This is a genomic window from Rhodoferax sp. AJA081-3 (assembly GCF_017798165.1).
GTDB lineage: Bacteria > Pseudomonadota > Gammaproteobacteria > Burkholderiales > Burkholderiaceae_C > Allorhodoferax.
In genome coordinates, this window is sequence record NZ_CP059068.1 from 4,219,525 (window position 1) to 4,246,364 (window position 26,840).

At 61.8% G+C, this 26,840-nt stretch carries 20 protein-coding genes; 16 read left to right on the forward strand and 4 right to left on the reverse strand.

Features of this window, described 5'->3' with window-relative positions; genetic code table 11:
- Positions 1–15: 15 nt before the first annotated feature.
- The gene (locus tag HZ993_RS19795; RefSeq protein WP_209398630.1) at positions 16–573 is read left to right on the forward strand and encodes a nitroreductase; all 558 of its coding nucleotides are present in this window, start codon (positions 16–18) and stop codon (positions 571–573) included.
- Here the strand turns inward: HZ993_RS19795 and HZ993_RS19800 are convergent.
- Both HZ993_RS19800 and HZ993_RS19805 read right to left on the reverse strand, forming a co-directional pair.
- Positions 570–3,740, reverse strand: coding sequence for an ATP-binding protein (locus HZ993_RS19800; RefSeq protein WP_209394421.1), 3,171 nt, complete (start codon positions 3,738–3,740; stop codon positions 570–572). The genes HZ993_RS19795 and HZ993_RS19800 overlap by 4 nt on opposite strands.
- 20 nt (positions 3,741–3,760) lie before the next feature.
- Complete coding sequence (locus HZ993_RS19805; protein WP_209394422.1) at positions 3,761–4,747, reverse strand: substrate-binding domain-containing protein; 987 nt, start codon at positions 4,745–4,747, stop codon at positions 3,761–3,763.
- Positions 4,748–4,872: 125 nt separating this feature from the next.
- On the opposite strand from HZ993_RS19805, the gene HZ993_RS19810 reads away from it, so the two are divergent.
- From HZ993_RS19810 to HZ993_RS19835, 6 genes are all read left to right on the forward strand, one after another.
- Complete coding sequence (locus HZ993_RS19810; protein WP_209394423.1) at positions 4,873–5,778, forward strand: EamA family transporter; 906 nt, start codon at positions 4,873–4,875, stop codon at positions 5,776–5,778.
- 66 nt (positions 5,779–5,844) lie between these two features.
- Positions 5,845–7,077 carry a multidrug effflux MFS transporter gene (locus HZ993_RS19815; RefSeq protein ID WP_209394424.1) on the forward strand — a complete coding sequence of 411 codons (1,233 nt, stop codon included), beginning with the start codon at positions 5,845–5,847 and terminating at the stop codon, positions 7,075–7,077.
- Entirely contained in the window at positions 7,070–9,115 is a 2,046-nt protein-coding gene (locus tag HZ993_RS19820) for a GGDEF domain-containing protein (RefSeq protein WP_209394425.1), read from the forward strand. Before HZ993_RS19815 ends, HZ993_RS19820 begins: the two co-directional genes overlap by 8 nt.
- An 81-nt stretch (positions 9,116–9,196) precedes the next feature.
- Positions 9,197–9,916, forward strand: coding sequence for a translesion DNA synthesis-associated protein ImuA (gene imuA, locus HZ993_RS19825; protein ID WP_209394426.1), 720 nt, complete (start codon positions 9,197–9,199; stop codon positions 9,914–9,916).
- Positions 9,885–11,297 carry a DNA polymerase Y family protein gene (locus tag HZ993_RS19830; RefSeq protein WP_209394427.1) on the forward strand — a complete coding sequence of 471 codons (1,413 nt, stop codon included), beginning with the start codon at positions 9,885–9,887 and terminating at the stop codon, positions 11,295–11,297. The genes imuA and HZ993_RS19830 overlap by 32 nt, the downstream gene beginning before the upstream one ends.
- Before the next feature lie 156 nt (positions 11,298–11,453).
- Entirely contained in the window at positions 11,454–12,605 is a 1,152-nt protein-coding gene (locus HZ993_RS19835) for a hypothetical protein (RefSeq protein ID WP_209394428.1), read from the forward strand.
- Positions 12,606–12,714: 109 nt separating this feature from the next.
- On the opposite strand, the gene hutH is transcribed toward HZ993_RS19835, so the two are convergent.
- Both hutH and hutU read right to left on the reverse strand, forming a co-directional pair.
- A complete protein-coding gene (gene hutH, locus HZ993_RS19840; protein ID WP_209394429.1) occupies positions 12,715–14,253 on the reverse strand; it encodes a histidine ammonia-lyase in 1,539 nt (512 codons plus the stop codon).
- Between the two features lie 84 nt (positions 14,254–14,337).
- A complete protein-coding gene (hutU, locus tag HZ993_RS19845; protein WP_209394430.1) occupies positions 14,338–16,044 on the reverse strand; it encodes a urocanate hydratase in 1,707 nt (568 codons plus the stop codon).
- A gap of 154 nt (positions 16,045–16,198) precedes the next feature.
- Between hutU and HZ993_RS19850 the strand changes: the two genes are divergently transcribed.
- The 9 genes from HZ993_RS19850 (at position 16,199) to HZ993_RS19890 (ending at position 26,828) form a co-directional block, all read left to right on the forward strand.
- A complete protein-coding gene (locus HZ993_RS19850; protein WP_209394431.1) occupies positions 16,199–20,359 on the forward strand; it encodes a response regulator in 4,161 nt (1,386 codons plus the stop codon).
- A 21-nt stretch (positions 20,360–20,380) separates the two neighbouring features.
- Positions 20,381–21,541 (forward strand): hybrid sensor histidine kinase/response regulator, encoded by a 1,161-nt coding sequence (locus tag HZ993_RS19855; RefSeq protein ID WP_209394432.1) that lies wholly within the window; start codon positions 20,381–20,383, stop codon positions 21,539–21,541.
- A gap of 70 nt (positions 21,542–21,611) precedes the next feature.
- Entirely contained in the window at positions 21,612–22,322 is a 711-nt protein-coding gene (gene hutC, locus HZ993_RS19860; protein ID WP_209394433.1) for a histidine utilization repressor, read from the forward strand.
- A complete protein-coding gene (locus HZ993_RS19865) occupies positions 22,319–22,906 on the forward strand; it encodes a HutD family protein (protein ID WP_209394434.1) in 588 nt (195 codons plus the stop codon). Before hutC ends, HZ993_RS19865 begins: the two co-directional genes overlap by 4 nt.
- Complete coding sequence (gene hutI, locus HZ993_RS19870) at positions 22,903–24,120, forward strand: imidazolonepropionase (RefSeq protein ID WP_209394435.1); 1,218 nt, start codon at positions 22,903–22,905, stop codon at positions 24,118–24,120. Before HZ993_RS19865 ends, hutI begins: the two co-directional genes overlap by 4 nt.
- Complete coding sequence (gene hutG, locus HZ993_RS19875; RefSeq protein WP_209394436.1) at positions 24,117–24,932, forward strand: N-formylglutamate deformylase; 816 nt, start codon at positions 24,117–24,119, stop codon at positions 24,930–24,932. The genes hutI and hutG overlap by 4 nt, the downstream gene beginning before the upstream one ends.
- Positions 24,922–26,301 (forward strand): formimidoylglutamate deiminase, encoded by a 1,380-nt coding sequence (locus HZ993_RS19880; protein WP_209394437.1) that lies wholly within the window; start codon positions 24,922–24,924, stop codon positions 26,299–26,301. Before hutG ends, HZ993_RS19880 begins: the two co-directional genes overlap by 11 nt.
- A gap of 40 nt (positions 26,302–26,341) precedes the next feature.
- Positions 26,342–26,596, forward strand: a complete 255-nt coding sequence (locus HZ993_RS19885) for a VF530 family DNA-binding protein (RefSeq protein ID WP_209394438.1) — start codon at positions 26,342–26,344, stop codon at positions 26,594–26,596.
- Positions 26,597–26,600: 4 nt separating this feature from the next.
- The gene (locus HZ993_RS19890) at positions 26,601–26,828 is read left to right on the forward strand and encodes a SlyX family protein (protein ID WP_209394439.1); all 228 of its coding nucleotides are present in this window, start codon (positions 26,601–26,603) and stop codon (positions 26,826–26,828) included.
- The last annotated feature ends 12 nt before the right edge of the window (positions 26,829–26,840 follow it).

The following is a 26,840-nucleotide window of genomic DNA, read 5'->3' on the forward strand; positions in this document are numbered from 1 at the left end:
GCGGTCAGCGCGCTGATGCAGTCGCGTCGGACCATTCTGCCCAAGCGTCTGGCCGCACCCGGCCCTGACACTGCACAGCTGCAGCAAATACTCGTCGCGGCCGCGTCTGCGCCTGACCATGGCCAGGTGCGGCCTTGGCGCTTTGTCATGGTGCCCGACGGCGCCCGTGCTGCACTGGCCCAGACTTTTGGTGATGCGCTGCTGGAGCGCGACCCACAGGCTGGCCCCGAGCACGTGCTGCAGGCCCAAGAGAAAGCACATCGCAGCCCCTGCCTGATGCTGGTGGTGGTCCGCACCGACTGCGGTGACCCGGACATCGACTTGCCAGAACGGCTTATCTCCACCGGCTGCGCCGTGCAAAACATCCTGCTGGTGGCTACGGCACTGGGTTATGGCTCGGCGCTGACCAGCGGCAAGGCCTTGAAGTCCCATGTGCTGCGTGCCCTGTTTGGCCTGCTGGGCGGCGAACATGCCCTGTGTTTCATCAGCCTGGGGACCGTGCAGTCCCGCAAACTCAGCCCCCGCCAGCGCCCCGTGCCTGAGGATTACGTCAGCACACTGGTTGTGAGTTAAGCGCCGCCGCCCATTCCCCGGTGTTGCGAATTGTCTGAATGGGGGCGCGCACCCGCATACTTTTGCAGTGCTTGTCCAAGGGCTGTGCGTGTTGCATCGACGGCGCCTTGCAAAAGAACCAGTACATCACCATGCGCTTCAGTCGTAACTCCCTTCTTTAGGCGCTGTTCCAGGTCTGCTGCCACACTTGAAAGAAGGTCTGCGCCAGCCGTAGCCGCAAGCCCCATGAGCGTATGCATGGCGAGTACGGCTGCTTGTTGATCGGATGCCTCCAGGTGGGAGCGCAATTGGTCTGGTGCCAGTTCCATGTCCTTGGCAAAAGCCTGCAGCACTGTGCCCAAAAAGTCGGCATCGCCTCCCAGACGATGCAAGGCTGCGTCGGCGTTCAACGCTGCGGGAGCGGGTGCCGACTGGTTGGTGCTAACGGGAGCCAAGTGGGTCGGAGTTCCATCTGCAGACGCAATTGAGCGGCCGGTGAACTTCAGTAGAAGTGTTACGAGATGGTCAAGATCGAATGGCTTTCCGACATGTTCACACATGCCCGCCGCAAGGCATGCCTCGCGATCGGAGGGCATGGCGTTGGCCGTCATGGCAATGATGGGCAACGAGGTCAACCCCAGTTCAGTCTGTATCGTGCGGGTGGCGGTGTAACCGTCCATCACGGGCATTTGTACGTCCATCAACACCGCGTCAAAGCCGGGCTCGGCGCGTGCCACAGCGGCCACGCCCAGAGCGCCATTCTCTGCCAGGCTCACCTCAGCACCTTCCTGACTCAACAGGCCCTGGGCGACCATCTGGTTGATTTTGTTGTCCTCCACCACCAGCAACCGCAGGCCCGCCAGGCGCTGGATTTTTTTGGCCCGTGCTGGAGGATTGGACGCTGCTTCTTTGGTTGCTACAGGTTCTGGCGATGCCAGGGCAAAGTGGATCTGGAAGTAAAACCGGCTCCCCAATCCTATGGAACTATCGACTTTTAGCTCTCCACCCATCAGCGATACCAGTTGCCTCGAAATTGAGAGCCCCAGGCCAGTTCCACCAAATTGGCGTGTGGTATTGGAGTCCGCCTGGGAAAAACCGCTAAAGATGTGTTCCAGCTTGTCTGCAGCGATACCGATGCCGGTGTCGCGCACGGCAAACTCCAGCAGCACGCCGCGTTCACTTTGATCCACCACGCGAACCATCAGTACGACTTCTCCCTGGCTGGTGAACTTAATGGCATTGCTTCCCAGGTTGATCAGCACTTGCTGCAGACGCATGTCGTCACCCAATAACCCCCGGGGCACGTCTGTCGCGATGTCAAAGCGCAAGGTAATCGGTTTGTTATTCAGGCTGGATGTGAGAACCAGTCTAAGGTCCTGCAACAGGCGGTCCAGGTGAAATGGCCGGGGGTCCAATGTCATCTTTCCGGCCTCAACCTTTGAGAAGTCAAGGATGTCGTTGAGCAAACCCAACAAGGAGCGCGCAGCGCTTTCGGTGTTGGACGCATAGTCCCGCTGGCGTGGGTCAAGCTCGGTGTTTTGCAGCAGTTTGAGCATGCCCAGGATCGCGTTCATGGGTGTGCGAATTTCATGGCTCATATTGGCCAGGAACTCACTCTTAGCCCGGCTGGCCGCTTCCGCCGCCTGTTGCGCCTTCTTGAGCTCGGTGATGTCGACCCTGAAGCCGACCGTTTGTCCCATTTGGGTCTTGCGCTCTACCACCCGCAGCCAGCGGCCGTTGTCGAGTTGTTGTTCAAGCCGCGTGTTGCCGCTGCGATGAGCGGCTAATCGTTCCGCTATCCATTCTTCTAGCCGGCCAGCGGCTGCAGGGTAATGCCCGCGCTGCGCACCGTATCGCAGAATTTCTTCAAACGTTTTGCCCGGCACCATGATTTCTGCCGCACCACTGTAGACCTCACGGTACTTTTCATTGCAGAACAACAATCGGTCGTTGGCGTCGTACACCACAAAAGCCTCATCTATGGATTCGATGGCCGCGACCAGCATGGTCTGGGTTGCATCGCGGGCCACCTCAGCCAGTAACAGCTCACTGGCGCTCTCCCGCTGGGCATTCAGTGACACCAGGTGTTTGTTGTAGCCCTCGACCAATTGGCCGATTTCGTCCTGGGCACTGGGTGTAGGCAACGGCATGTGGTTTGCCGCAGGTGCCAGGCCAAGGCGTCGAAAGCCGTCCGACACGGCCCGGATCGGTGCGACAACGGTGCGAGCGAAGCGCCATGTGAGTGCCAGAATGGCCAACAGGCAAAGGGCAAACAGCGCGACGGTTGCCAGTGTGAGTCGGTCGACCCTGCCCGTGACCAACTGACGCGGCGTAATCATGACCAGGTAGCCGTGCCCCGGGTCGGCCGCATGGACGTCCATGATGACGTCCTGCCCGTCCAACGTGAGTTGTTGTGTGCCCCGCTGATTCCGGACGATCTCCATCAGAGCCGGCGCAAACAACTGGCCGGAGGCCGGTCCATCGGACTGCAATGCAATCCGTCCTTGCGGGTCAATCTGCAGCAGCCGCTGACCCGCAGGAAGTGGCACCCGCTGCAGGTATTCACGAATGATGTCGTCGGAAAGGCTGATCACCAGCACCCCCACTGTGTCTGACTTACCCGTTTTTGGCGAAAAATAGCGTATTCCTCGCACGACGCTGGTCACCTGCGCGAAGCGGGAGTTGCTGTTGACGTTGTTCCCGATTCCGCGCCATTGCGTGTCGGCGTTGGAGTTGTCGGCCAAGTCGAGCAGCCTACGGGCCGTCTCAGGAGCGACGTCACTTGCGCTCAGGGTCTCCCCAACATGAAAGCGGGTACCCGCTAGTGAAAAAAGATCCAACGAGACCAGACCTTTGACACGCACATAACTGTTGAGGGTGTAGCCGACCTGGGCCCGAACATTGAGGGCGTCAAAACCGCTTTTTGACCCTTCATCGGCACTGTACAGCGCGCTGCCAATGGCTTCGTTACCGGCGATGTTGGTTGCCAGGTCTTCGATCTGGTCGTGGTATAGCGCAAGGTAGGATGCAAAACTCCCCAATACGCGAACATTTTGTTCCTGGGCCTGCTCCAGAACGATTCGCCTTGCAATTTCCAAGGCGCTAAAACCCAGGACCATCAGTGGAACCAGACTCGCCACCAGCAGGTAGCTCAACAACTTGACGGTAATGTTGAATTGCAGTTTCACCGTACCGCTCGGGGTGATGTCTATTTGAGGCTGTCTGCGGTTATCAGCCGGGTATCGATCAAGGTGACTGCCGGCACTTTTTCGCCATTTAGCAGTCGAAGTGCCAGTGCCACGCCCTGATAACCCTGTTCCGCTGCTTGCTGGTCGACCGTTGCAGCCATGCGACCATTCTTGATCTCTGCGATGGCTTCGGACAGCGCATCGTATCCGACGACCAAGACTTTGGTTTTTCCAGACTCTTGCAGGTACTTGACCGCACCAATGGCCATCATGTCGTTGGCCGCGAAAAGTAGACGGATATCGGGGTTTTTGGCGAACAGCGCCTTGCTGACCGAATAGGCTTCGTCGATCTTCCAGTTGGCTGTTTCGGAGGCGACCAACCGGATTTGCTTGTTGGTCGCCAGACCGCGCTTGGCACCCTCCATGCGCTGGCGGGCATTGTCCGCACTGCGTATGCCTTCCAAAATTGCTGCCTGGGTAGGGGCGTCAATCTTGTCAGCCAGAAATTTGCCGGCCTTGTAGGCGCCTGCCTCATTGTCTACGCTGACAAATGGAATCTCTCCGGCCCCCGCCTGTTGCACGGCTACGGGGTCCAGTCGGTTGTCAATGTTGACGATCTTGATGCCGGTATCAGCGGCCTTCTTGAGCGTGGCCACCAGGCTTTGGGAGTCGCCAGGGGCGATCACAATGGCATCGACTTTTGCCGCGATGAGGTCGTTGACCAGCTGAATCTGCTGCTCAATCGATGTCTCCTGGGCCGCCGTCTTGACGATCAGCGAAACGCCGAACTCCTTCTCCGCGCGTCGCGCACCCTTTTCCATTTCAATGAAAAAGGGGTTGGTCAAGGTTTTCATGACCAGGCCAATCTGGCGCGAAGGTTTGGCAGCGGGCGCAGGGGCCGAGACGGCCGCCGCGGACGTCGTGTTGACGTTGGGCCCATTGGACTGGCCGCAGCCCAGCAAGCCCAGTCCCATAACAGTTGCAGAAAACAGACGGGTGAAACTCATGGCAGGCTCCAGTGCGGGATGGGGTGCTCAGACTTCGCCATCGTAGCCTACGTGCGTCTCTGGCGTTCAGCGACTATGAGCGACGCACTAAGATCAGTTGCTTATTTGAGATTCTTCGGACAACCATGACCCACGTCAATTTACGCCCCAAAGATCTGTTGCTGATACTGACCGTCATCCTGGTGTGGGGTGTCAACTTCGCGGTTATCAAGGTAGGGGTTGCTGATGTGCCGCCGCTGATGCTGGGTGGCCTGCGGTTTCTGCTGGCGGCCTTTCCGGCGCTGCTGTTTTTGCGCGCCCCCAAGGTGCCGATCCGCTTGTACGTGTTGTATGGCATGACCATTTCGGTGGGGCAGTTCGCGCTGCTGTTCACCGCCATCCATGTGGGCATGCCCACCGGGCTGGCATCGCTGGTGCTGCAGTCGCAGGCATTTTTCACCATGGTGTTTGCGGCGTTCTGGCTCAAGGAGTCGTGGCATGCCAACCAACTGGCGGGGCTGGTACTGGCGGCCGGTGGCCTGGTCTTGATCGGCAGTGCCCATGGTCTGTCCATGCCATTGGCCGGTTTTATGCTGACCATCGCCGCGGCGGCCATGTGGGCCTGCGGCAATATCGTGACCCGTGCCGTAGGCCGGTATGGCCCCATGAACCAGTTGGCGTTTGTAGTGTGGGCCAGCCTGGTGCCACCGATACCCTTGCTCCTGTTGTCCGCGTGGCTGGAGGGGCCACCCGCCATGGCCGCTGCACTGGCGCACTTCAGCTGGACGGCGTTTGGCGCAGTGGCCTACCTGGCCTGGGCCGCAACCCTGTTTGGGTATGGTGTGTGGACGGCCCTGTTGTCCCGTTACCCGGCCAATCGCATTGCGCCGTTTTCGCTGCTGGTGCCACTGGTAGGTTTGACCACCGGTTGGGTCGTGTTTGGCGAGGTGCTCCAGCCGGTGCACTTTGCCGGGGGAGCCCTGTTGATGGCCGGGCTGTTGGTCAACCTGTTTGGGGGCCGCCTGTTTGCCCGCTTGAAATGGCAGACGTGAGGACCACCTAGAGCATGTAGCCTACTATTGCACCAGGCGTTTAGATAGGCGTGTTCCAATAGCTGCATGAACCCCGACGCACACAAACTTTGGCTGGCCCCGCAATGGGCTTTTGCGGTTTTGCTGGCCCTCTTGGGCATGTTGGGGCCTTTCTCCATCGACACCTATTTGCCGGCCTTTGCTGACATTGCGCGGTCGCTGGACGCGACACCGGTGCAGATGCAGCAGACGTTGTCGGCCTACCTGTTTGGTTTTGCCTTCATGAGCCTGTTCCATGGCGCCATCTCCGACAGCTTTGGCCGTAGGCCCGTGGTGTTGTGGGGCCTGGCGGCCTTTACCGTGGCCTCGGCAGGTTGTGCGTTGTCGCACAGCATTGGTCAGCTGATCTTTTTCCGCGCCATGCAAGGCCTGTCCACCGGCGCCGGCATTGTGGTGTCGCGTGCGGTGATACGTGACATGTTTCCGCCCTCGCAGGCGCAAAAGGTCATGAGCCAGGTCACCATCTTTTTTGGTGTGGCCCCGGCCATTGCACCCATGGTGGGCGGCTGGATGCTGGCCCATGTCAACTGGGCGGGCATCTTCTGGTTCTTGACCGGTGTGGGTGTGGTGCTGTGGGTGGCCATTTACCGGGCGCTGCCGGAGACCCTGCACGTGACGCAGCGCCAAGACTTTCATCCCCGGAACCTGATGGCCGGTTACTGGCAACTGGGCTCAGACCCGCGTTTCTTTTTGCTGGCTCTGGCCAGTGGCATACCGTTTAATGGCATGTTTTTGTACATCCTCAGCGCGCCGGTGTTTCTGGGGGAGCATTTGCAACTGGCACCGCAAGAGTTTTTCTGGTGTTTCCTGATCACCATTGGCGGCATCATGGGTGGCGCTATGGTCAGCGGGCGGGTGGCGGGCAAGATCACGCCCACACGGCAGATACGCATAGGCTTTTCCATCATGCTGGTCATTGCGGTGGTGAACCTGGTTGCCAATCTGCTGTTCAAGGCCCATGTGAGCTGGGCGCTGTTGCCCTTGGGCATCTTTTCGTTTGGCTGGGCGCTGATGGTGCCCGTGGTCACGCTCCTGGTGCTGGACCTGCACCCGGACCGCCGGGGCATGGCGTCGAGCCTGCAGATGTTTGTGGGCTCCACGGCCAACGGCATTGTCGCCGGGGTGATCTCGCCGCTGGTCATGCACTCCACGGTGGCGCTGGCCGTGTCGTCCCTGCTGATGCTGAGCCTGGGGCTGGTGGCGTGGACCTATATTCGCCACCGCTGGCCCACAATCGGGCATACCATTGCGCATGGCTAGGCCCCTCAAGCCCCTTGTTTGTCTTCTTGCCACACTGCTGGTCTGGCACGGCGCTGTCTTTGGCCAGCAGGAGACCCTGGACCGTATCGATGCGGTGTATGGCCTGTCCCAGCGCAACAATACCGAGGCGCTGGCGCAGATCCGCACACTGGGTGAACAGCTGTCCCCCACCACGCCCTATGTGGTGCAGCGCGAATACCTCATCACGCGGATCGACCTGGAGCTGGACTCTGGCTTGAATGACGCTGCCAAGGTTTCTATTGCCAAGCTGCTGGCCTTGGCCCGGGCCCAGCCCAAGCCGGATGACACAGGCTTGGCGATGGGTATGGGCTTTGAAGCCTCGGTCATGGTCTTGGCCGCACAACATGCTGGCGCCATCCTCAAGCTCGATGAAGCCCGGCCCTTTGCAGAGCGGTCTGGCGACGCGGTTGCGCTGGGGCAGCATTACCGGATATTGGGTACAGCCCAGTTATCCACCGGCAAGTTTGAGCCCGCCCTGGAGAGTTACCTCAAAAGCCTGCAATACGCGGACCAGCAAACCCGCCATCCCAAACAATCGCGCCTGCGATCACTCAACGGCCTGAGTAATGTGTATGCGGCGATGAAGAACCACGAGAAAACGCTGGTTGTCATCGATGAGGCGTTGGCGCTGGCCACCGAGCTGGACTCCCGCAAGATGTTGGCCACGCTCTACCTCAACCAGGGTGGTGAATTTGCGGAGATGGGGCGCCATGCGGACTATGCGGCGGCCAACGCGAAGGCCCTCAAGATCAGCCGCGAAAGTGGCTTGGTTACCGTGGAAGCCACCATCCTCAACAACATGGGTGATGCGTATTTGCGCAGCCGCGACTACCCCAAGGCCGAACAGCTGGCGCGCCAGGCCCTGGCCAAATACCGCGAGATCGATGACCGCGGCGGCCTGATCACGGCGCAATGCAATATCGGTTTTGCGCTGATGGGCCAGGGCAAGGTGGCGCAAGGTGCGCAGGAAGTCCGTGCCGCCCTCACGCTGGCCCGAGAAGCAAACCTACTGGCCGATGAAGAAGACATACTGGGCGAGCTGGGCCGCATGTACGAGCAACTGGGGCTGCACAAGGATGCCGTGGCCACCATCCGCGAACAGCAAAAACTCAGCGCGCAACTGTTCCAGGCAGACCGCGAGAAATCGGTCGCCGCCCTGCAAGAGCAGTTTGATACGGTGCAACGGCAAAAGCAGATCGAACTGCTGGCCCGCGAGAACAGCCTGAAAGACGCCACCATCAGCAACCAGCGCCTGCAGCAAGTCGTCACCCTGTTGGGGGTCATCGTGACTGTGATGGGTGGTGTGTTTGTGTTTCTGCTGTACCGGCGTGTGCGCAAGACCAACCAGAAGCTGCGCGAGGCCAACAAGCAGCTGGAATTCCACGCCGTGCGTGACCCGCTCACTGGTTTGTTCAACCGCCGCTCGTTCTTCGATTTGATGAACCGGCGTGCCGGCGCTACCAATGGCGGACGCCGCGAAGACGACAACCCCGATGGTCTGATGATTCTGGACATAGACCACTTCAAGAACATCAACGACACCTTGGGCCATGCCGGTGGCGACGCGGTGCTGATCGAGATCGCCAAGCGCCTGCGCAGCACGGTGCGCGACACCGACATGGTGATGCGCTGGGGCGGCGAAGAGTTTCTGGTATTTTCCCCCAAGGCCAATGCCGCGCACCTGAAAAGCCTGGCGCAGCGCGTGCTCAACGTGGTGGGCCAGGAGCCCATTGCCGTCGGGGACAAGATGATGACCATCACGGTCACCGGCGGCTTTTTGTCGCTGCCCTTCTCCGGCCTGTCCGAGACCGATTGCAACTGGGAAAAAGCCATGCAGATCGCCGACATGGCCCTCTACCTGGGCAAGGTCAACGGGCGCAACCGTGCCTATGGCCTGAACCGTTTGCTGGCGCCGTTTGAGCAGGTCATGCCCGTGCTGGAGCGCGATATCTCGGCTGCGCTGAAAGCCAACATGGTAGAGCTGGTCGAGGTGCTGGGGCCCACTCCCGCCGGGTAAAAAACGGCCGCTAGGCCCCGCCCACAAACGCTGGCATAGGCGTATACTGTACACAAATACAGTTAAAAGAATGCGTCACCCATGCCTGCCTCAGCCCCATTGCCCTCCTGGAAGGGCGTCCACGCCGACGTCTGGCAGGCCGATGCGCTGGCCAGCGCAGCCGGAAGGGTGTTGGCCACGGGCGACGCCGCGTTAGACGCCCAGTTACCCGGCGGCGGCTGGCCCCTGGGGGCCCTGAGCGAAATCCTGCAGCCCCCCGGCGTGCACAACGAATGGCGCCTGCTGCTGCCGGCGCTGGCCCGTAGCGGCACCGGTGCCGTGGTGCTGGTGGGGGCACCGCACCTGCCGTTTGGCCCCGCGCTGGGGGCGCAAGGTTTGTTACCCCAGCGTCTGTTGTGGGTGGCCGCGCCAGAAGGGGCCAAAGCAGGTGTTAAGGGCGGCGCACAACGCCTGTGGGCCACTGAACAAGCCCTGCGCTGCGCCGATGTGGACGCCGTGCTGGCCTGGCTGGTGCAGGTGCGGCCCGAGCAGTTGCGCCGCCTGCAGATGGCCGCGGCCGAATACAACAAGCTGCTCTTTGTGCTGCGCCCCGAGCAGGCGCAACACGAATCCTCGCCCGCCGTGTTGCGCCTGTGGGCAGCCCCTTCGGAAGACGGGGCCGACACGCTGGAGGTGCGCACCCTCAAACGCCGTGGCCCGCCCATGGAGCAGTCCTTGCATTTGAGCGCCCGCACGGCGCTGCTGGCGTGTTTGCTAAAAGCGAGCAACGATGCACTGGATCGCACTGCAGCCCAGGCCTGAAGCCCCCGGCACCGAAGCAGGGGTGGACCCGCACAGCGCCTGGGCCTGGTGGGCGCTGCAGTTCACCCCGCTGGTGGCGCGGGTGGAGGCCGCGCTGCTGCTGGAAGTGTCCGCCAGCGTCCGCCTGTTTGGTGGTGGTGATGCTCTGCTGGCCCAATTACTTAAGCCAAATTGGCCTCTAGCCCCCGTCGAATATGCCCAAGGTGCTACATCTTTAGTAGCGTTTGGGCGCTTGCAGCTTGCCAGCACCTCGGATAGCGACCACGCCGCCATTGCGGCTACCAGCACCTTACCCGCAGACGCCTTGCCCCTGCACACCCTAGTCGCCGCACGCGCGCACCTGCACACACTGGCCCGCCTGGGCCTGACCACCTGGGGGCAACTGCGTGCCTTGCCACGCGGGGGCGTGGTGCGCCGCTTTGGCGCGGGCCTGGTGGACGCGCTGGACTGTGCCTATGGCCAGCAGGCCGAGGTCTATCCGTGGTTGACCCTGCCCGATGTGTTTGATGCGCCGCTGGAGCTGCTGTCCAGCGTGGAGAACGCCTCGGCCCTGCTGTTCGGCGCACGCCGCCTGCTGGCGCAATTGCAACTGTGGCTGCGCGCACGCCAGCGGGGTGTACTGGCCCTCGAATTGTTGTGGGAGCTGGACGCCCGGCGCTCCAACGCCGCGCATATCGACGCCCACCACAGCGGCGGCGCGCGGGGTCGCCTGGTGCTGCGCACCGCCCAGCCCACGCAAGACATGCAGCATCTGGCGCGCCTGCTGGGTGAACAGTTGGCCCAGGTCACACTGCCCGCACCCGTGCTGCACCTGCGCCTGCGCTCCCTGCAGACCCAGCCGCTGGCGGGCGAGAGCATCAGCCTGCTGCCCGAAGATGTGCGCCACGGCGACAGCCTGCACCAACTGCTGGAGCGCCTGAGCGCGCGCCTGGGGCCACAGCTGGTGCGCAGCATCTCCTTGCATGCCGACCACCGGCCCGAGCGTATGCAGTGTTGGCAGGCGGCTGCCGATGTGCCAAGCACCGGTGCCAAGAAAGGTTTACCACTTGCTACTAAATCAGTAGCAATAACGTCATATTCCACGAGGGTCAAGGGGTTAAATGGCTTGGATGGTCTGCCCCCCATGGCCCTCTACCCCAGCTGGCTGCTGGCCACCCCGTTGCGCCTGACGGTGCACCAGGGCCTGCCGCAACACGAGGGTGGCCCGTTGACGCTGCTGGCAGGGCCGCAGCGGCTAGAAGCAGGCTGGCTCGACGGCGACGCCCACTGTGCGCTGCGCGACTACTACGTGGCCCGCAGCGCGGTGGCGGGGCTGGTGTGGTTGTATTGCGAGCGCTTGAGCGGGCAGGCCTGCTGGTATCTGCATGGGCTGTATGCGTAGACTTCACCAGTACGGGTGGTGCCAAGAACGGCTGAGCCCACTGCATGGACCCGTGTGGTGTCGTGCAAAATGGAGCGCCGCAGGGGTCTGAATCAAGGTTCGAGTCCAAGCCGAAAGGCAAAACCCCCGGCACTTGCCACACTACAAGTCCATCACATGAAAATTAGCATTCACAAGTTGTCCCGTTCCATGGCGTTGGTCGCCATGGCATTTGCGTCAGTCCACTCGCATGCGGTCGACGCATTTGACTCCAAAGACGGGCTGTTGACTTTGGACAGGGTCAAGGTAGGCGGAACAACCTTCCGCAGCATTGTTGCGACCGTGAATGCCTACACGCTGGTCGGGGTGGCAGGCGGAGCACCCGTCGAAAATACCTTTGATACCACCACCAACACATTGGTGATGGGCGAAGTTGCACACGAGGGAGTGACGTACAACAACGTCACCGTAGTGCTCAGAACGTTTACCTTGCGCAGTTCGGGCAATACTGTCATAGGCAGTTCCACACTCGCCACGCATCAGTTCACGGGCGAGATGGCTGGCTACTTCAATGCTTTGAACCGTTACCGCACGCAGTGCGGCATTGAAGCGTTGGCCGAAAACACCGTATTGGATGGCATTGCCCCGTCGGTGGGAACGGCTACAACGCCCTCCACATTGGCCTCCGGCGCTGGTTACCCAAGCTGGTCAACGGTCGGCGCCGTATCGAGTACTTACCTGAGCAATTCAAGCAACGCGGCTTTGGTAGGGGAGTACGAACTGCAAATCGCCTTGATGGACCCGGCAGCCATGCTCACACTGATGCGTCCATACACACAGATTGGCATGGCGTCGAGTCTGGGCAATGGCGCAGTCAATCAACGGGGCGCGAAAGTCGTATTGGGCACGCCGGTATCGCGGAATATGCCAGGCGTGGTGACCTTCCCCTGCGCGAATACAACGGATATTGCACCCTTCGACCCCGCAAACACTGGCAGCGTCAGCTATGTAGGCCCCGTCTATGGACAGTTCAATGATGACCATCTTGTAACGGGGGCACAAGGCACGCCAATTGGCGTCTACGCGAATGTAGGTGTGGCGCTCACCTCTGCCACGGTTACCGCGCGTGGGGGCACGTCAGTGCCTGTGAAACTTAAATCAGGGACGATGGTGTATCCCACCGAGGGTTATGTATGGCCGCAAGCAAAGTTGCTGCCTAACACGACATATGACGTCGTGATTAACGGTACGTTGGGTGGAAGCTATAACTTCACCAAGCGCTTTGCGTTCAAAACAGGTGCAGCAATTCCCGAGCAAAATTTGCCGTAAGCGCCTCGCCCCACATTCGCTGCAACTGCCCCCGGTGTAGCTGCAGTCGCTCGGGTAGAGTCCCTTCTTGGGGACATGCCCGAGGAGGCGATGGGTACGTCAACTCCGTCTAACCCAACCGCAAAGCCGTCAACTCCCGTATCTGCGCCTCACCCGCCAGCCCCACACGCCCCTGCGTGATCAGCCCGCGCACCAGCTCCATATCCGGCGCCAGGCTGCGGTCCACCATCATGGCGGGTGACACGGAGCGCACAAGCTCCAGAATGCCTTCCAGCACGGGTGAGCTTTGCAGCGGGCGCAGGAATTCAATGCCCTGGGCGGCAGACAGCAGCTCAATGGCAACGATGTACTCGGTATTGCGCAGCATCTGCTGCAGGCGCCGCGCGGCGAATGTGGCCATGGAGACATGGTCTTCCTGGTTGGCGGATGTGGGCAGGCTGTCCACACTGGCGGGGTGGGCCAGGGATTTGTTCTCGGAGGCCAGCGCGGCGGCGGTCACGTGCACGATCATGAAGCCGGAGTTCAGGCCCGGCTCGGGTGTCAAAAAGGCGGGCAGGCGCGACACCACGGTGTCCACCAGCATGGCAATGCGGCGCTCGGTGATGGCGCCGATTTCGGCGATCACCACAGCCAGCGCATCGGCAGCCAGGGCCACGGGTTCGGCGTGGAAGTTGCCGCCCGACAGCAGTGTGGCAGATTCGGCAAACACCAGCGGGTTGTCGGTGACCGCATTGGCTTCGCGCAGCAACACGTCGGCGGCGTAGCGCATCTGGTCCAGGCAGGCGCCCATGACCTGGGGCTGGCAGCGCAGGCAGTAGGGGTCTTGCACGCGGTCGTCGCCTTCCAGGTGTGACTTGCGGATGGCGCTGCCAATGGCGAGTGCACGGTAGGCTGCGGCGCAGGCGATCTGGCCGGGCTGGCCGCGCACGGCGTGGATGCGGGGGTCGAACGGGCCGTCGCTGCCGCGGGCTGCGTCCAGCGTCACCGCGCCGGAAATGACGGCGGCTTCAAACAGGCGTTCGGTGGCCAGCAGGGCGTCGATGGCCAAACCGGTGGACACCTGTGTGCCGTTGATCAATGCAAGGCCTTCCTTGGCCGACAGCTTGATAGGCTCCAGCTTGGCCTGCGCCAGAGCGTCAGCGGCTGGCATGCGCTGGTCTTCAAAAAACACTTCGCCTTCGCCGATCAGCGGCAGGCACAGGTGTGCCAAGGGCGCCAGGTCGCCCGATGCGCCGACCGAGCCTTGGCAAGGAATCACCGGAGTGATGCCCAGGTTGTAAAACGCAAACAAACGGTCAATGACGATCTCGCGGATGCCGGAGTAGCCGCGCGCCAGGCTGGCCGCCTTCATCAGCAGAATCAGGCGCACCACGGGTTCGGACATGGGTTCACCCACACCCACCGCGTGGGAGCGCAGCAGGTTCAGTTGCAGGGTTTCCAGATCGGCCTGGGCGATGCGCTGGTTGGCCAGTTTGCCGAAGCCGGTGTTCACGCCGTAAACGGCATCGCCACCTTGGGCGGCCTTGTGCACCAGGGCCGCACTGGCGCGAATGCCGGGCCGGGCGGCGGGGTCCAGGGTCAGGGTGGTCTTGCTGGCATGCAGTTCGCGCAGCTGCGCTAGGGTCAGTTCGCCGGGTTGGATGTTCATGGTTGTGTGGGCTACGGTGTTGGAATCAAATGCTACAAAAATACTAGCTATAGGGCTATATTTGACGGGGGCTACGTGTGATTTTTACTTGAGCATCGGCAGGTTCAGGCCATTGTCGCGGGCGCTTTGCCGTGCAATGTCATAGCCTGCGTCGGCGTGGCGCATCACACCCGTGGCCGGGTCGTTGAACAATACACGGCCCAGCTTCTCGCCAGCCTCCGCCGTGCCGTCGGCCACGATAACCACGCCGCTGTGTTGCGAGTAACCCATACCCACACCACCACCGTGGTGCAAGCTGACCCAGGTGGCACCACTGGCCGCGTTGAGCAACGCGTTGAGCAGGGGCCAATCGCTGACCGCATCGCTGCCGTCCATCATGGATTCGGTCTCGCGGTTGGGGGATGCGACCGAGCCGCTGTCCAGGTGGTCGCGACCGATGACGATGGGGCCCTTCAATTCACCGCTCTTGACCATCTCGTTGAAGGCCAGGCCGGCCAGGTGGCGTTCACCCAGGCCGATCCAGCAAATGCGTGCGGGCAGGCCCTGGAAGGCGATACGTTCACCGGCCATGTCCAGCCAGCGGTGCAGGCCGGCGTTGTGGGGGAACAGCTCTTTCATCTTGGCGTCGGTCTTGCGGATGTCTTCGGGGTCGCCGCTCAGCGCCACCCAGCGGAAGGGGCCGACACCGCGGCAAAACAGCGGGCGCACATAGGCTGGCACAAAGCCGGGGAAGTCAAACGCGTTCTTCACACCCTGGTCGAACGCCACCTGGCGGATGTTGTTGCCATAGTCCACGGTGGGGATGCCCATGGCCTGGAACAGCAGCATGGCCTTGACATGGTCGGCGCAGCTGCGTGCGGCGGCGGCGGTCAAATCGGCGTGTTGTGCCGGGTCTTTTTGCGCGGCCTTCCATTGCTCCACGGACCAACCTGCTGGCAGGTAGCCGTTGATCAGGTCGTGGGCCGATGTCTGGTCGGTCACCAGGTCGGGGCGGGTGGCGGTGCCGGCCTTGCAGCGCTCGGCCAGCGCCGGCAAGATGCGCGCGGCATTGCCCAACAGGGCAATGGACACGGCCTTTTTCTCACTCGTGTATTTGGCGATACGGGCCAGCGCGTCGTCCAGGTCGGAGGCCTGTTCGTCCACATAACGGGTCTTCAGGCGGAAGTCGATGCTGCTTTGCTGGCATTCGATGGTCAACGAGCAGGCGCCCGCAAACGTGGCGGCCAAAGGCTGCGCGCCACCCATACCACCCAGGCCGGCGGTCAGCACCCAGCGGCCGCTCAGATCCCCGTTGTAGTGCTGGCGGCCAGCTTCGACAAATGTCTCGTAGGTGCCCTGCACAATGCCTTGTGAACCGATGTAGATCCAGCTGCCGGCCGTCATCTGGCCGTACATCATCAGGCCCTTGCGGTCGAGCTCGTTGAAGTGTTCCCAGTTGGCCCACTTGGGCACCAGGTTGGAGTTGGCAATCAGCACGCGCGGTGCGCCCTCATGGGTGCGGAACACGCCCACCGGTTTGCCGGACTGCACCATCAGCGTTTCGTTGGGTTGCAGCTTGCGCAGGCTGTCCAGGATGGCGTCAAACGCCGGCCAGTTGCGCGCTGCCTTGCCAATGCCGCCGTAGACCACCAGTTCGTTGGGGTTCTCGGCCACTTCGGGGTCCAGGTTGTTTTGCAGCATGCGGTAGGCCGCTTCGATCTGCCAGTTGGCGCAGGAGAGCTCTGGGCCGCGGGGTGCACGCACGGGGCGGGCTTTGGCGTCGGAAAAAGGTGATGGTGAAGTCGTGGCCATGGTTTTGCTCCCGGGCAGTGGTTGGTACAGCGGTGAATGTTGATACTATAGTTGTCTATACAACTTAATGCAACAAAGGGTTAACCCTAGTCTATTTTTTGACTGGTTTGCACAAAAAAGTGGTCCACTTGGGGCATCCCAGGAGGCTTTGCCGATGCCGCAGCACGTCATCAACCGATCCCGTCGCAACTACAACCAGTGGGTGGCCAACGAGTCGATAGAAGACTACGCCTTGCGTTATTCGCCGGCCAGTTTTCGCAAATGGTCACCTCGCACACTGGCCACCACGCTGATTGGAACCAACTCGGCACTGTCGTATGAGGCCATAGGTGCATTGCTACTGCTGGATTACGGTTTTAGCAACGCCTTGTGGGCCATGGTTTTCGCGGCCGTGATCATCTTTGCGGTCAGTCTGCCGATCTGCCACTACTCGGCGCGGCACAACATCGACATGGACCTGTTGACCCGCGCAGCGGGCTTTGGTTATGTGGGGTCTACCTTCACGTCGCTGATATACGCCTCGTTCACCTTCATCTTCCTGGCGATCGAGTCGGCCATCATGGCGCAGGCGCTCAAGCTGTGTTTTGGCCTGCCACTGTGGTTGGGCTACATCGTCTGTTCGGTAGTGGTTATCCCCATCGTTTTTTATGGCGTAACAGCTATCAACCGCCTGCACAAGTGGACGCAGCCGCTGTGGCTGGTGCTGCTCATACTGCCGTTTTATTTTGTACTGACACGTGAGCCGGCGGCCTTCAGCTCCATGGTGCAGATCAAGGGGCAGGTGACCGGCAGTTCGGGTTTTGATGCGCTGCAGTTTGGTATTGCGGCCGGCATTTCTTTCGCGCTGATTGCGCAGATTGGCGAGCAGGTGGACTACCTGCGCTTTATGCCAGACCGCACCAAGCAGAACCGGTGGAGCTGGTGGGTCAACACGCTGGCAGGTGGCGCGGGCTGGATTGTGATTGCCTTTGCCAAACAGATTGGAGGCGCAGTGTTGGCCGCCTTGGCGGTGCTGGCCGGTGTAGCCATCGTCGACGCCAAAGAGCCTATCGCACTCTTCAACCTGGCCTTTCGGTATGTATTCGACAACCCGGGAACGGCCTTGCTCGTGGGCACCCTGTTTGTTGTGGTGTCTGAACTCAAGGTTAACGTGACCAATGCGTACTCGGGCTCGCTCTCCTGGTCCAACTTCTTCTCGCGTGTGACCCATGCCCACCCGGGGCGTGTGGTCTGGTTGGTGTTTAACAGCGCCATTGCCTTGCTGCTGATGGAGTTGAACCTGTTCGAGGCGCTGAACAATGTCTTGGGGCTGTACTCCAATATTGCGGTCGCGTGGATCTGCGCCGTGGTGGCAGACCTGGCCATCAACAAACCGTTCAAACTGAGCCCGCCCATCATTGAATTCAAGCGCGCGCATCTGTTCGACTGGAATCCGGTGGGCGTAGGCAGCATGGTGATTGCCTGCATTGTGTCCACCATCGCCTTCAGCGGTGCACTGGGCGTGTATGCACAGGCCTACTCCTGGTTGATTGCTGCAGTACTGGCTTTTGTGCTGTCCCCCGCGATTGCCATCCTGACCAAGGGCAAGTACTACATCGCCCGCGAGAGTGCCTACCCGTACCGATCGGAAGAGATGGTGCTGTGCCAGGTGTGTGGCCAGAACTACGTGATGACCGATTGTGCACACTGCCCCTTCCATGGGGGCGCCATCTGCTCGCTGTGCTGCACGCTGGAGACCAATTGCAAAGACCAGTGCAAGCCCAAGACGCGTTCCTTCCTGGACTATTACCACGCGGCGGTGGCAACGGGCCTGGGCCACGTTTTCAAGCGCGGGGTATCGCAACAAAATGCCCTGCGGGTGTCCAATTTCATGTTGCTATGGGGCGTGATGCTGTCGCTCATTGCGGTCATGGTTTGGGTCACGTTGCCCTCGACCAAAGCAGCCACTGGCGCAATGGCAGAGAGCCCCATCACCGACTATGCCTACCGCCTGTTTTTCATCCTGGCCGTGTTCTCCAGCATTGCCACCTGGTGGATGGTGCTGGTTAACGAAAGCCGCAACCTGGCCGAAGAAGAGCTGCGTGCCGCCAAGGATGTGGCCGAAACCGCAACCCAGGCCAAAGGCGAGTTTCTGGCCAATATGAGCCACGAAATCCGCACCCCCATGAACGCCATCATCGGCATGTCCTACCTGGCCCTGCGCACCGACCTGAATGCCAAGCAGCGCGACTACGTCACCAAGGCGCACAAGGCCGCCACCTCACTCTTGGGCATCATCAATGACATCCTGGACTTTTCCAAGGTAGAGGCTGGCAAGCTGGAGCTGGAGCAGATCGAATTCAGCCTGGAAGAGGTGATGGCCAATGTGTCCAACGTCACCGCGTATAAGGCCCACGAAAAAGGTCTGGAGTTTCTGTTCCAGACCCCCGCCGACATACCGCTGGCGCTGGTGGGAGACCCGCTGCGCCTGGGGCAAATTTTTACCAACCTGATCAACAACGCCATCAAGTTCACCGACACGGGAGAGGTCCGCGTCACCACCACCTGCTTGGCGCGTGAACCGGGCCGCGTGCATTTGCAGTTCACCGTGCACGACACGGGCATAGGCATGACCCCAGAGCAGTTGGCCAAGTTGTTTCAGGCGTTCTCGCAGGCCGATGGCTCCACCACCCGCAAGTACGGCGGCACAGGCTTGGGCCTGTCCATCAGCAAACAATTGGTGGACCTGATGCAGGGCAACATAGAGGCCACCAGCACACCCGGGCACGGTACCCGCTTTACCTTTACCTGCTGGTTTGACCTGGCGCACAGCTTGCCGGTCAAGAAACATCTGATACCCCAGGCGCTGAATGGCCTGCGTGCCCTGGTGGCCGACGACAACTCCGCCGCACGCGAGATTCTGCTGGGCATGTTGTCCAGCATCCCATTTGACGTGGACACGGTGGGCTCCGGGGCTGAAGCGGTCGCTGCGGTCAAGAGCGCTGCCAGCACGGGCCGAGCCTATGACATTGTTTTTATGGACTGGAAGATGCCCGGCATCAACGGGGTAGAGGCTACGCGGTTGATCAAGGGTGATGCCAGCCTGGGCAAGACCCCGGCCGTGGTCATGGTGACGGCCTTTGGCCTGGACGAGGTGCGCACGGCCGCGCAGCAGGTGCAGGCCGACGGATTTTTGGTCAAACCCATCCACCAGTCGGCGCTGGTAGACGGGCTGCTGGAAATCTTTGGCTACACCGAGGGCGAGGCCGCTGCGCGGGGCGCAGAGATCCACCAGGTCGAACTGCAGGCGGCCCGTGTACTGCTGGTGGAGGACAACAGCATCAACCAGCAAATTGCCACCGAACTGTTGCAAAGCGTGGGCGCGCGGGTGGATGTGGCCGACAACGGCGCCGTGGCCTTGCAGACGCTGGAGCAGGCGGCAGACGGAACCTACAACTTGGTGCTCATGGACCTGCAAATGCCGGTGATGGATGGTTTTGAAGCCACCCGGCGCCTGCGCCAGAACCCCCGCTTTGCCACGCTGCCCATCGTGGCCATGACGGCCCATGCCCTGGCCAGCGAGCGGGACAACTGCCTGGCGGTCGGCATGAATGACCATGTGACCAAACCCATAGACCCCGACACCCTGTTCCGTGCATTGGAGCGCTGGTGTGGACAAGGGGGCTTGCAAGAATCCGGCACAGACGCTGCACACGCGGCAACGGCAGCAAACGACAAGGGCGATACCCCAGCGGTGGGATTGGATGCGGCGGCGGGTCTGCGGCGCATGGCGGGCAACTGGACGGCCTACCGCAATGTGCTGGTGCAGTTTGCAGAGCACCATGCGGGTGCGGCAGATGCCTTGCGAGGCCTGCTGGAGGCGGGGCACACGGCCGAGGCTGAGCGCCTGCTGCACACCATCAAAGGCGTAGCGGGTAACCTGGGTGCCCAAGCCCTGTCCGCCCAAGCGGCAAGCCTGGAGCTGGCTCTGCCGCAGGGGACATGGGACGCGCACGGCATCGCCGCTTTCGCTACGCAATTGCAAGCCGCACTGGCTGCCATTGACCAGGTGCTGGCTGCAGGGAATGCAGCTAGTGGTGCACCCGACGGCACGCCGGTTGACAACACACCGCTACCAGCGGAGTTGGCAGCCCAGGCGCTGGCGCAGCTGGGCCGCTACCTGGCAGAAGACGACGGTGAAGCTCTGGCCTACCTGGCCGAGCACGCCAGCGCCTTGCGGCAGGCCCTGGGCGATGGTGCAAAATTTGCTACGTTGGAAAAAGCCATACAAAACTTTGACTTCAGGGCGGCAGCGGCCGTGCTGGCGTCCAGCTAGAAGCTCGCCACTGGAAAAACGATGAGTGCCCCCGACACACCTGCTCTCAAAACCGTGCTGGCGGTGGACGACACGCCTGAGAACCTGGCCGTGGTCAATGCACTGCTGCGGGGGCTGTACAAGGTCAAGGTCGCCAGCAATGGCGAACATGCCCTGGCCATTGCCGCCGCCGCTGTGCCAGACCTGATACTGCTGGACATCATGATGCCCGGCCTGGATGGTTATGAGGTTTGCCGTCGCCTTAAGGACGACCCCGCCACACGGGACATCCCGGTCATCTTCCTCACCGCCAAGTCGGATGAGGCGGGCGAGCAACAGGGCTTTGATCTGGGTGCGGTGGACTACATCACCAAACCCATCAGCCCACCTCTGCTGCTGGCACGGGTCAAGGCCCAGCTGTCGCTGAAAGAGGCGCGTGATGCCCTGGAGCGGCGCAACGCCGAGGACAAACGGCGCTTCGAGTTGGCCATGGCCCAGCAGGTGGAGCTCAATGCCCTCAAGTCCAGCTTTGTCTCCATGACCACGCACGAGTTCCGCACACCCTTGACCACCATTTTGTCGTCGCAGGAGTTGCTGGTGCACTACGGCGATCGACTGTCGGCCGCGGAGCGTGGCGACACCCTGCGCAGCATAGAGGGCGCGGCACGGCGCATGGTTGTGATGCTGGACCAGGTGCTGACCATTGGCAAGGCCGACGCCAACCTGCTGGAGTTCAGACCCAAACCCCTGGACCTAGCGACCTTGTGCCGCCAACTGCGGGACGAGGCCCAGGCGGGACAGGTGGCGCCCGATGGCAGCCAGGCCGATCTGCTGACACTGGAGCTGAACCTGGGCGAGGGCCCGGTCATGGCTGACGAAAAGCTGTTGCGCCACATTCTGGGCAACCTGCTCTCCAATGCCATCAAGTACAGCCCCAACGGCCAGCTGGCCTGTTTCAGTGCACACCATTCTGCGCCGGGTGAACTGGTATTTGAGGTGCGGGACCAGGGCATTGGCATACCGGCGGGCGAGATCCCCAAGCTGTTTGGCAACTTCCACCGCGCCACCAATGTGGGCGACATTCCAGGCACGGGCCTGGGCCTGACCATTGTCAAACGCGCGGTGGAAAGCCATGGTGGCAGCATCGCCGTGCAGAGTGAACTGGGGCGCGGAACCTGTTTCACGGTGAGAATCCCCGTTTAAGGGTTTGTCTGCACCATGTTGTCTATACAACTTGTACAATCACCTGAAACGAGCAGACTATCTGTCTACCATGTCCCAGAATCCATTGCCCGCGTACGAACAGGTCAAAGCCTTCGTCAAAGCCCAGATCAACCAGGGAGTTTGGCGCCCCGGTGATGCCGTGCCCAGCGAGGCGGCGCTGCAGCAGCAGTTTGGCCTGAGCCGCATGACCGTCAACCGCGCGGTGAAGGAACTGGCGGTGGAAGGTGTAGTGACCCGGGTCCAGGGCTCGGGCACCGTGGTGGCCCAGTTGCACCGCATCTCCAGCACACTGGCCGTGCGGGACATCCACGAAGAAATCCTGGAGCGCGGCCACACCCACAGCACAACTGTCTTGCTGGTGGAAACGGTGCGGGCCGATGCCGTGCTGGCGCAGTCGCTCAAGGTGCGTGCCGGCTCCCGGGTGTTCCACTCCATGCAGGTGCACTACGAGAACGGGGTAGCCATCCAGTTTGAAGACCGTTATGTCAACCCGGCGTCGGCGCCGCATTACCTGGACGCCGACCTGACCCAGACCACGCCCACTCATTACCTGCTGGAGCATGCGCCCCTGACCGAGGCCAGCTACTCCATCGAAGCGGCCCTGCCCAGTGCGCAGGAGGCCAAGGCACTGGATATCAGTACGACCGCACCGTGTCTGGTCATGAAACGCAGAACCATTAGTGGCAAACGCGTGGCCAGCATTGCCCGCCTGGTGTATCCCGGTGTTCGATACAGTTTCAGTGGGAATTTTCAACTATGACCTGGCGCACCATCCACCTGGCCGACGTGCCAGCAACCCCTTGGCGCAATGGCGGCGGTTTAACCCGCGAACTGGCGGCCTGGCCCGCGGAGGGCGCGTGGCGCTGGCGCATGTCAGTGGCCGAAGTCACCGCCAGCGGGCCGTTCTCGCGCTTCGAGGGCATTACGCGCTGGTTCGCGGTGCTCAAGGGCGATGGCGTCACACTCACCGTGCGCACCCCGTCCGACAGTGGCGACGCGGGGGCTTGCGAACACCGCTTGACCGCGGCCGATCCTGCCCTGTGTTTTGACGGCGGCGCCACCACCCACTGCGCCTTGCTGGGCGGCACCACCCAGGATTTCAACCTGATGGTGCAGGGCGACTGCCTGCCCGCCCGTATGGTGCGGGTACAGGGGGATCTCACGGTGCTGGCCGGCGCTACTAAAACGATAGCTATATACGCAGTGGATTCGGGGGCTAGAGTCCAATTTAATACAGAAGACCTGTTTGTACCGGCTGGTACGCTGGTGTGGCGCAGCTTGACCAAGGCGGCCACTGTGCACATCAGCGGCAGCCACGTGTTGTGGATGGAGTTGGCGGGATGAGTGTGCAGGTTTGGATGCATTGCGACGCGGCCACCATGGTGCCTGGCGCGCAGCAGCCGTATGGGCTGGTGGAGAACGCCGCGCTGGTGGTGGAGGGAGACACGCTTGCCTGGGTCGGCCCCCACGCAGAGTTGCCGTCCGAATGGATGGAACGCTGCACGGTACTAAACGACGCCGGTGGTGCCCTGATCACCCCAGGCCTGATCGACTGCCACACACACCTGGTCTATGGTGGCGACCGTGCCAACGAGTTCGAGATGCGGCTCAACGGCGCCAGTTATGAAGACATCGCCCGCGCCGGTGGCGGCATTGCGTCCACCGTGCAAGCTACACGCACCGCCACCGCGGCGGAGTTGCAGGCCCGCAGTACCCGGCGCATAAAAGGCCTCATGGCAGAGGGCGTGACGACGGTGGAAATCAAGTCCGGCTACGGCTTGGCGCTGGAGCATGAACGCAAGTGCCTGGCCGTGGCGCGTGCGCTGGCGCAGCACCACGCCGTGGATGTGCGCACCACCTTTTTGGGTGCACACGCCGTGCCGCACGAATTCGCCGGCCGTACGGACGACTATGTGGATACCGTGCTGCAGATGCTGCCGGTCTTGCATGCCGAGGGCCTGGTCGATGCGGTGGACGGTTTTTGTGAACGTATTGCCTTCAGCACTGCGCAGATGGAGCGTGTGTTTGCTTCTGCCCAAGCCTTGGGCTTGCCCGTCAAGTTACATGCCGAGCAGCTCAGCGACAGCGGCGGCACCCAACTGGCTGCCCGTTATGGCGCCTTGAGTTGTGACCACCTGGAATGGTTGTCTGCCGAAGGCGCCCAGGCCATGGCGGCAGCGGGAACGGTGGCCGTGTTGCTGCCCGGCGCCTTCTACTTTTTGCGGGAGACCAAGCTGCCGCCCATTGGCTTGCTGCGCCAGCATGGCGTACTCATGGCCGTGTCTACGGACAGCAACCCCGGCACCTCGCCCTGCACCTCCTTGCTGCTGATGCTGAACATGGCCTGCACCTTATTCCGCCTGACACCCGAAGAGGCGTTGGCCGGCGTAACACGCAACGCTGCCGCCGCGCTGGGACTAAAAGACCGCGGCGTGCTGGCCGCGGGCAAACGCGCCGACTTTGTGTTGTGGGATGTGCAACGCCCGGCCGAGCTGAGTTATGCACTGGGCGGCAACCCCCGCATACAAACCATTTTCAAGGGACAAGAAGTGTCATGAGCGCGCCACCACCCGTCTTTACGCTGCAGCAGGGCACCGTGCCGCTGCTGGTCAGCATGCCGCACATTGGCACTCACATTCCTGCCGAGCTGCAACCCCACTACGCGCCCCGCGCGCTGCAGGTGGAAGACACCGACTGGCATTTGCACACGCTGTACAACTTTCTGGGTGAGTTGGGTGCCAGTGTGTTGACACCCAGCACCTCGCGTTATGTGATCGACCTGAACCGCCCGCCGGACGATACGCCCATGTACCCCGGCGCCGCGAATACCGAGCTGTGCCCCACACACTTCTTCACCGGTGAGCCGCTGTACCAGCCTGGCCAGGCACCTGCTCCCGCAGAACGCCTGCGCCGCCGCGAGACCTATTGGCAGCCTTACCACAGCGCATTGGCCGGCGAACTGGCGCGTTTGAAAGCGCAGCACGGCTATGCGCTACTGTGGGATGCACACAGCATCCGCTCACAACTACCCTGGCTGTTTGACGGCCGCCTGCCAGACCTGAGCATTGGCACGGCCAGCGGCGCCAGTGCCGATGCCCGTATTGCTGACGCGGCCCTGCAGGCCTGCGCCAGCTTCCCACACATCAGTACCGTGCTCAATGGCCGCTTCAAGGGTGGCTACATCACCCGCCACTATGGCCAGCCCGCCAACAGCATCCACGCCATCCAGCTGGAGATGTGCCAGCACCTCTATATGCAAGAAGAGGCACCCTACACCTACGACGCCAACGTGGCTGCACATATACAACCTGTATTGAAGAAAATGGTCGCCAGCTCCCTTGCTGCTTGCCGGGGTTGCTATGAAAAGTGAAGCACAGCAGTTTTTCGCACCCCAGGCCTGGATGCAGGGTGCATGGGCCTATGACGTTTTGTTGGGGGTGGGGGCAGACGGCTGCTGGAGCGAGGTGCAGACCCATGCAACCGTGCAACAACAAGCGGGCGCCACTCGCTTGGGCGGTCCGGTGTTGCCGGGCGTGGTCAATGCCCACAGCCATGCCTTCCAGCGCGCCATCACCGGCCTGACCGAGCGGCGCAGCAGCGGTGCTGGTGCAAGCGATGACTTCTGGAGCTGGCGCGACCGCATGTATTCGGCCGCCAACCGCATCACGCCCGACCAGCTGGAAGCCATTGCCAGCCAGCTGTATGCCGAACTGCTGGCCGGTGGTTATACGCAGGTTTGCGAATTCCATTACCTGCACAACGGGTTGGACGGTGCGCCCTATGCCAATGCTGCCGAGATGTCACTCGCCTTGGTGCGCGCGGCCCAGCGCACCGGCATGGGCCTGACGCTGCTACCCACGCTGTACATGCGCTCGGGCTTCACGGCCAACGGGCTGCGCGAAGACCAGCGCCGCTTTGTGTCCACACCCGAGAGCATTGGGCGGGTTATCGAAGCCGTGCAGGCACAGACACAAGGCGATACGCGCATCAACGTGGGTGTGGCCATCCACTCGCTACGCGCAGTCAGCCCCCAGGCGCTGATGGAGCTGGCTGCCTATGCGAAGCAGGGTGGCCTGCCGGTGCACATCCACATTGCTGAACAAACGCAGGAAGTCGACGACTGCCTGGCCCAGACCGGTCAGCGCCCGATTGAATGGCTGCTGAACCATGTCGAGGTGGATGCCCGCTGGAACCTGGTTCACGCCACCCACACCACGCCCCATGAACTGGCCGGCGTGCAGGCACGCGGTGCATCCATCGTCATCTGCCCTGCCACCGAGGCCAACCTCGGGGACGGCGTGTTTGACCTGCCGGGTTATGCCGCGGTGCGCGGAACCTGGTCCATAGGCTCGGACAGCCACGTCACCCGCCGCTGGAGCGAAGAGTTGCGCCTGCTGGAGTATTCGCAGCGCCTGACCCAACGCAAACGCAATGTGGCCGCCCAGACCCTGGGGCCATTGAGCAGCGCTGCTGCCTTGCTGGATGCTGCCATGGCCGGCGGTCACAACGCCACCGGCTTGGCATTGGGTGGCATTGCATTGGGCCAGCGTGCAGACTTCTGCGTGCTGGATACGCTGGCGCCGTCGCTGCTGGGCGTGCCCGCCGACCATATGCTGGACGCCCTGGTGTTCTCCAGCCCGGATGCGCGGTTTGCCGCTGTGTACGTGGCGGGGCAACCGGTACAGATGCTCAGTGACCCCGGGTTTGTAACGGCCATGCACGCCTTGTGGGGCCGGTAGTCGACAAGGACTTGGCCAGTCGGTGGACAATACGCGTCTTATGACGACGCCAACGCCTTCTCAACCCCACAACCCCCTGCACGGCAAGACGCTGGAAGCCATCGTCACCGAGCTGGCCGAGTACTACGGCTGGGAAGGCCTGGGTGAACGCATACCCGTGCGCTGCTTCACGTTTGAGCCCAGCGTCAACTCCAGCCTGAAATTTCTGCGCAAGACGCCGTGGGCGCGTGAGAAGGTTGAAGGCTTATACCTCTTCATGCTGCGCGAAATCCGCCGCCAGGGTGGTGTCCAATAGCGTGATGGAACAACACCTGCCCTCTGACACCACCGACCAACGCCTGACCGATCTGGAAATCAAGGCCAGTTTTGCCGAAGACCTGCTGGACCAGCTCAACCAGGTCATCGTGCGCCAGCAGCAGGAGATTGATCTGCTGATGCGCGAAGTGCGCCAGTTGCGCCTGCAAATGCCCGAAGGCGCTGGCCCGGCGCAAAGCCGGGCCAGCGAAGAATTACCGCCGCACTACTGATGGCATCCGGGG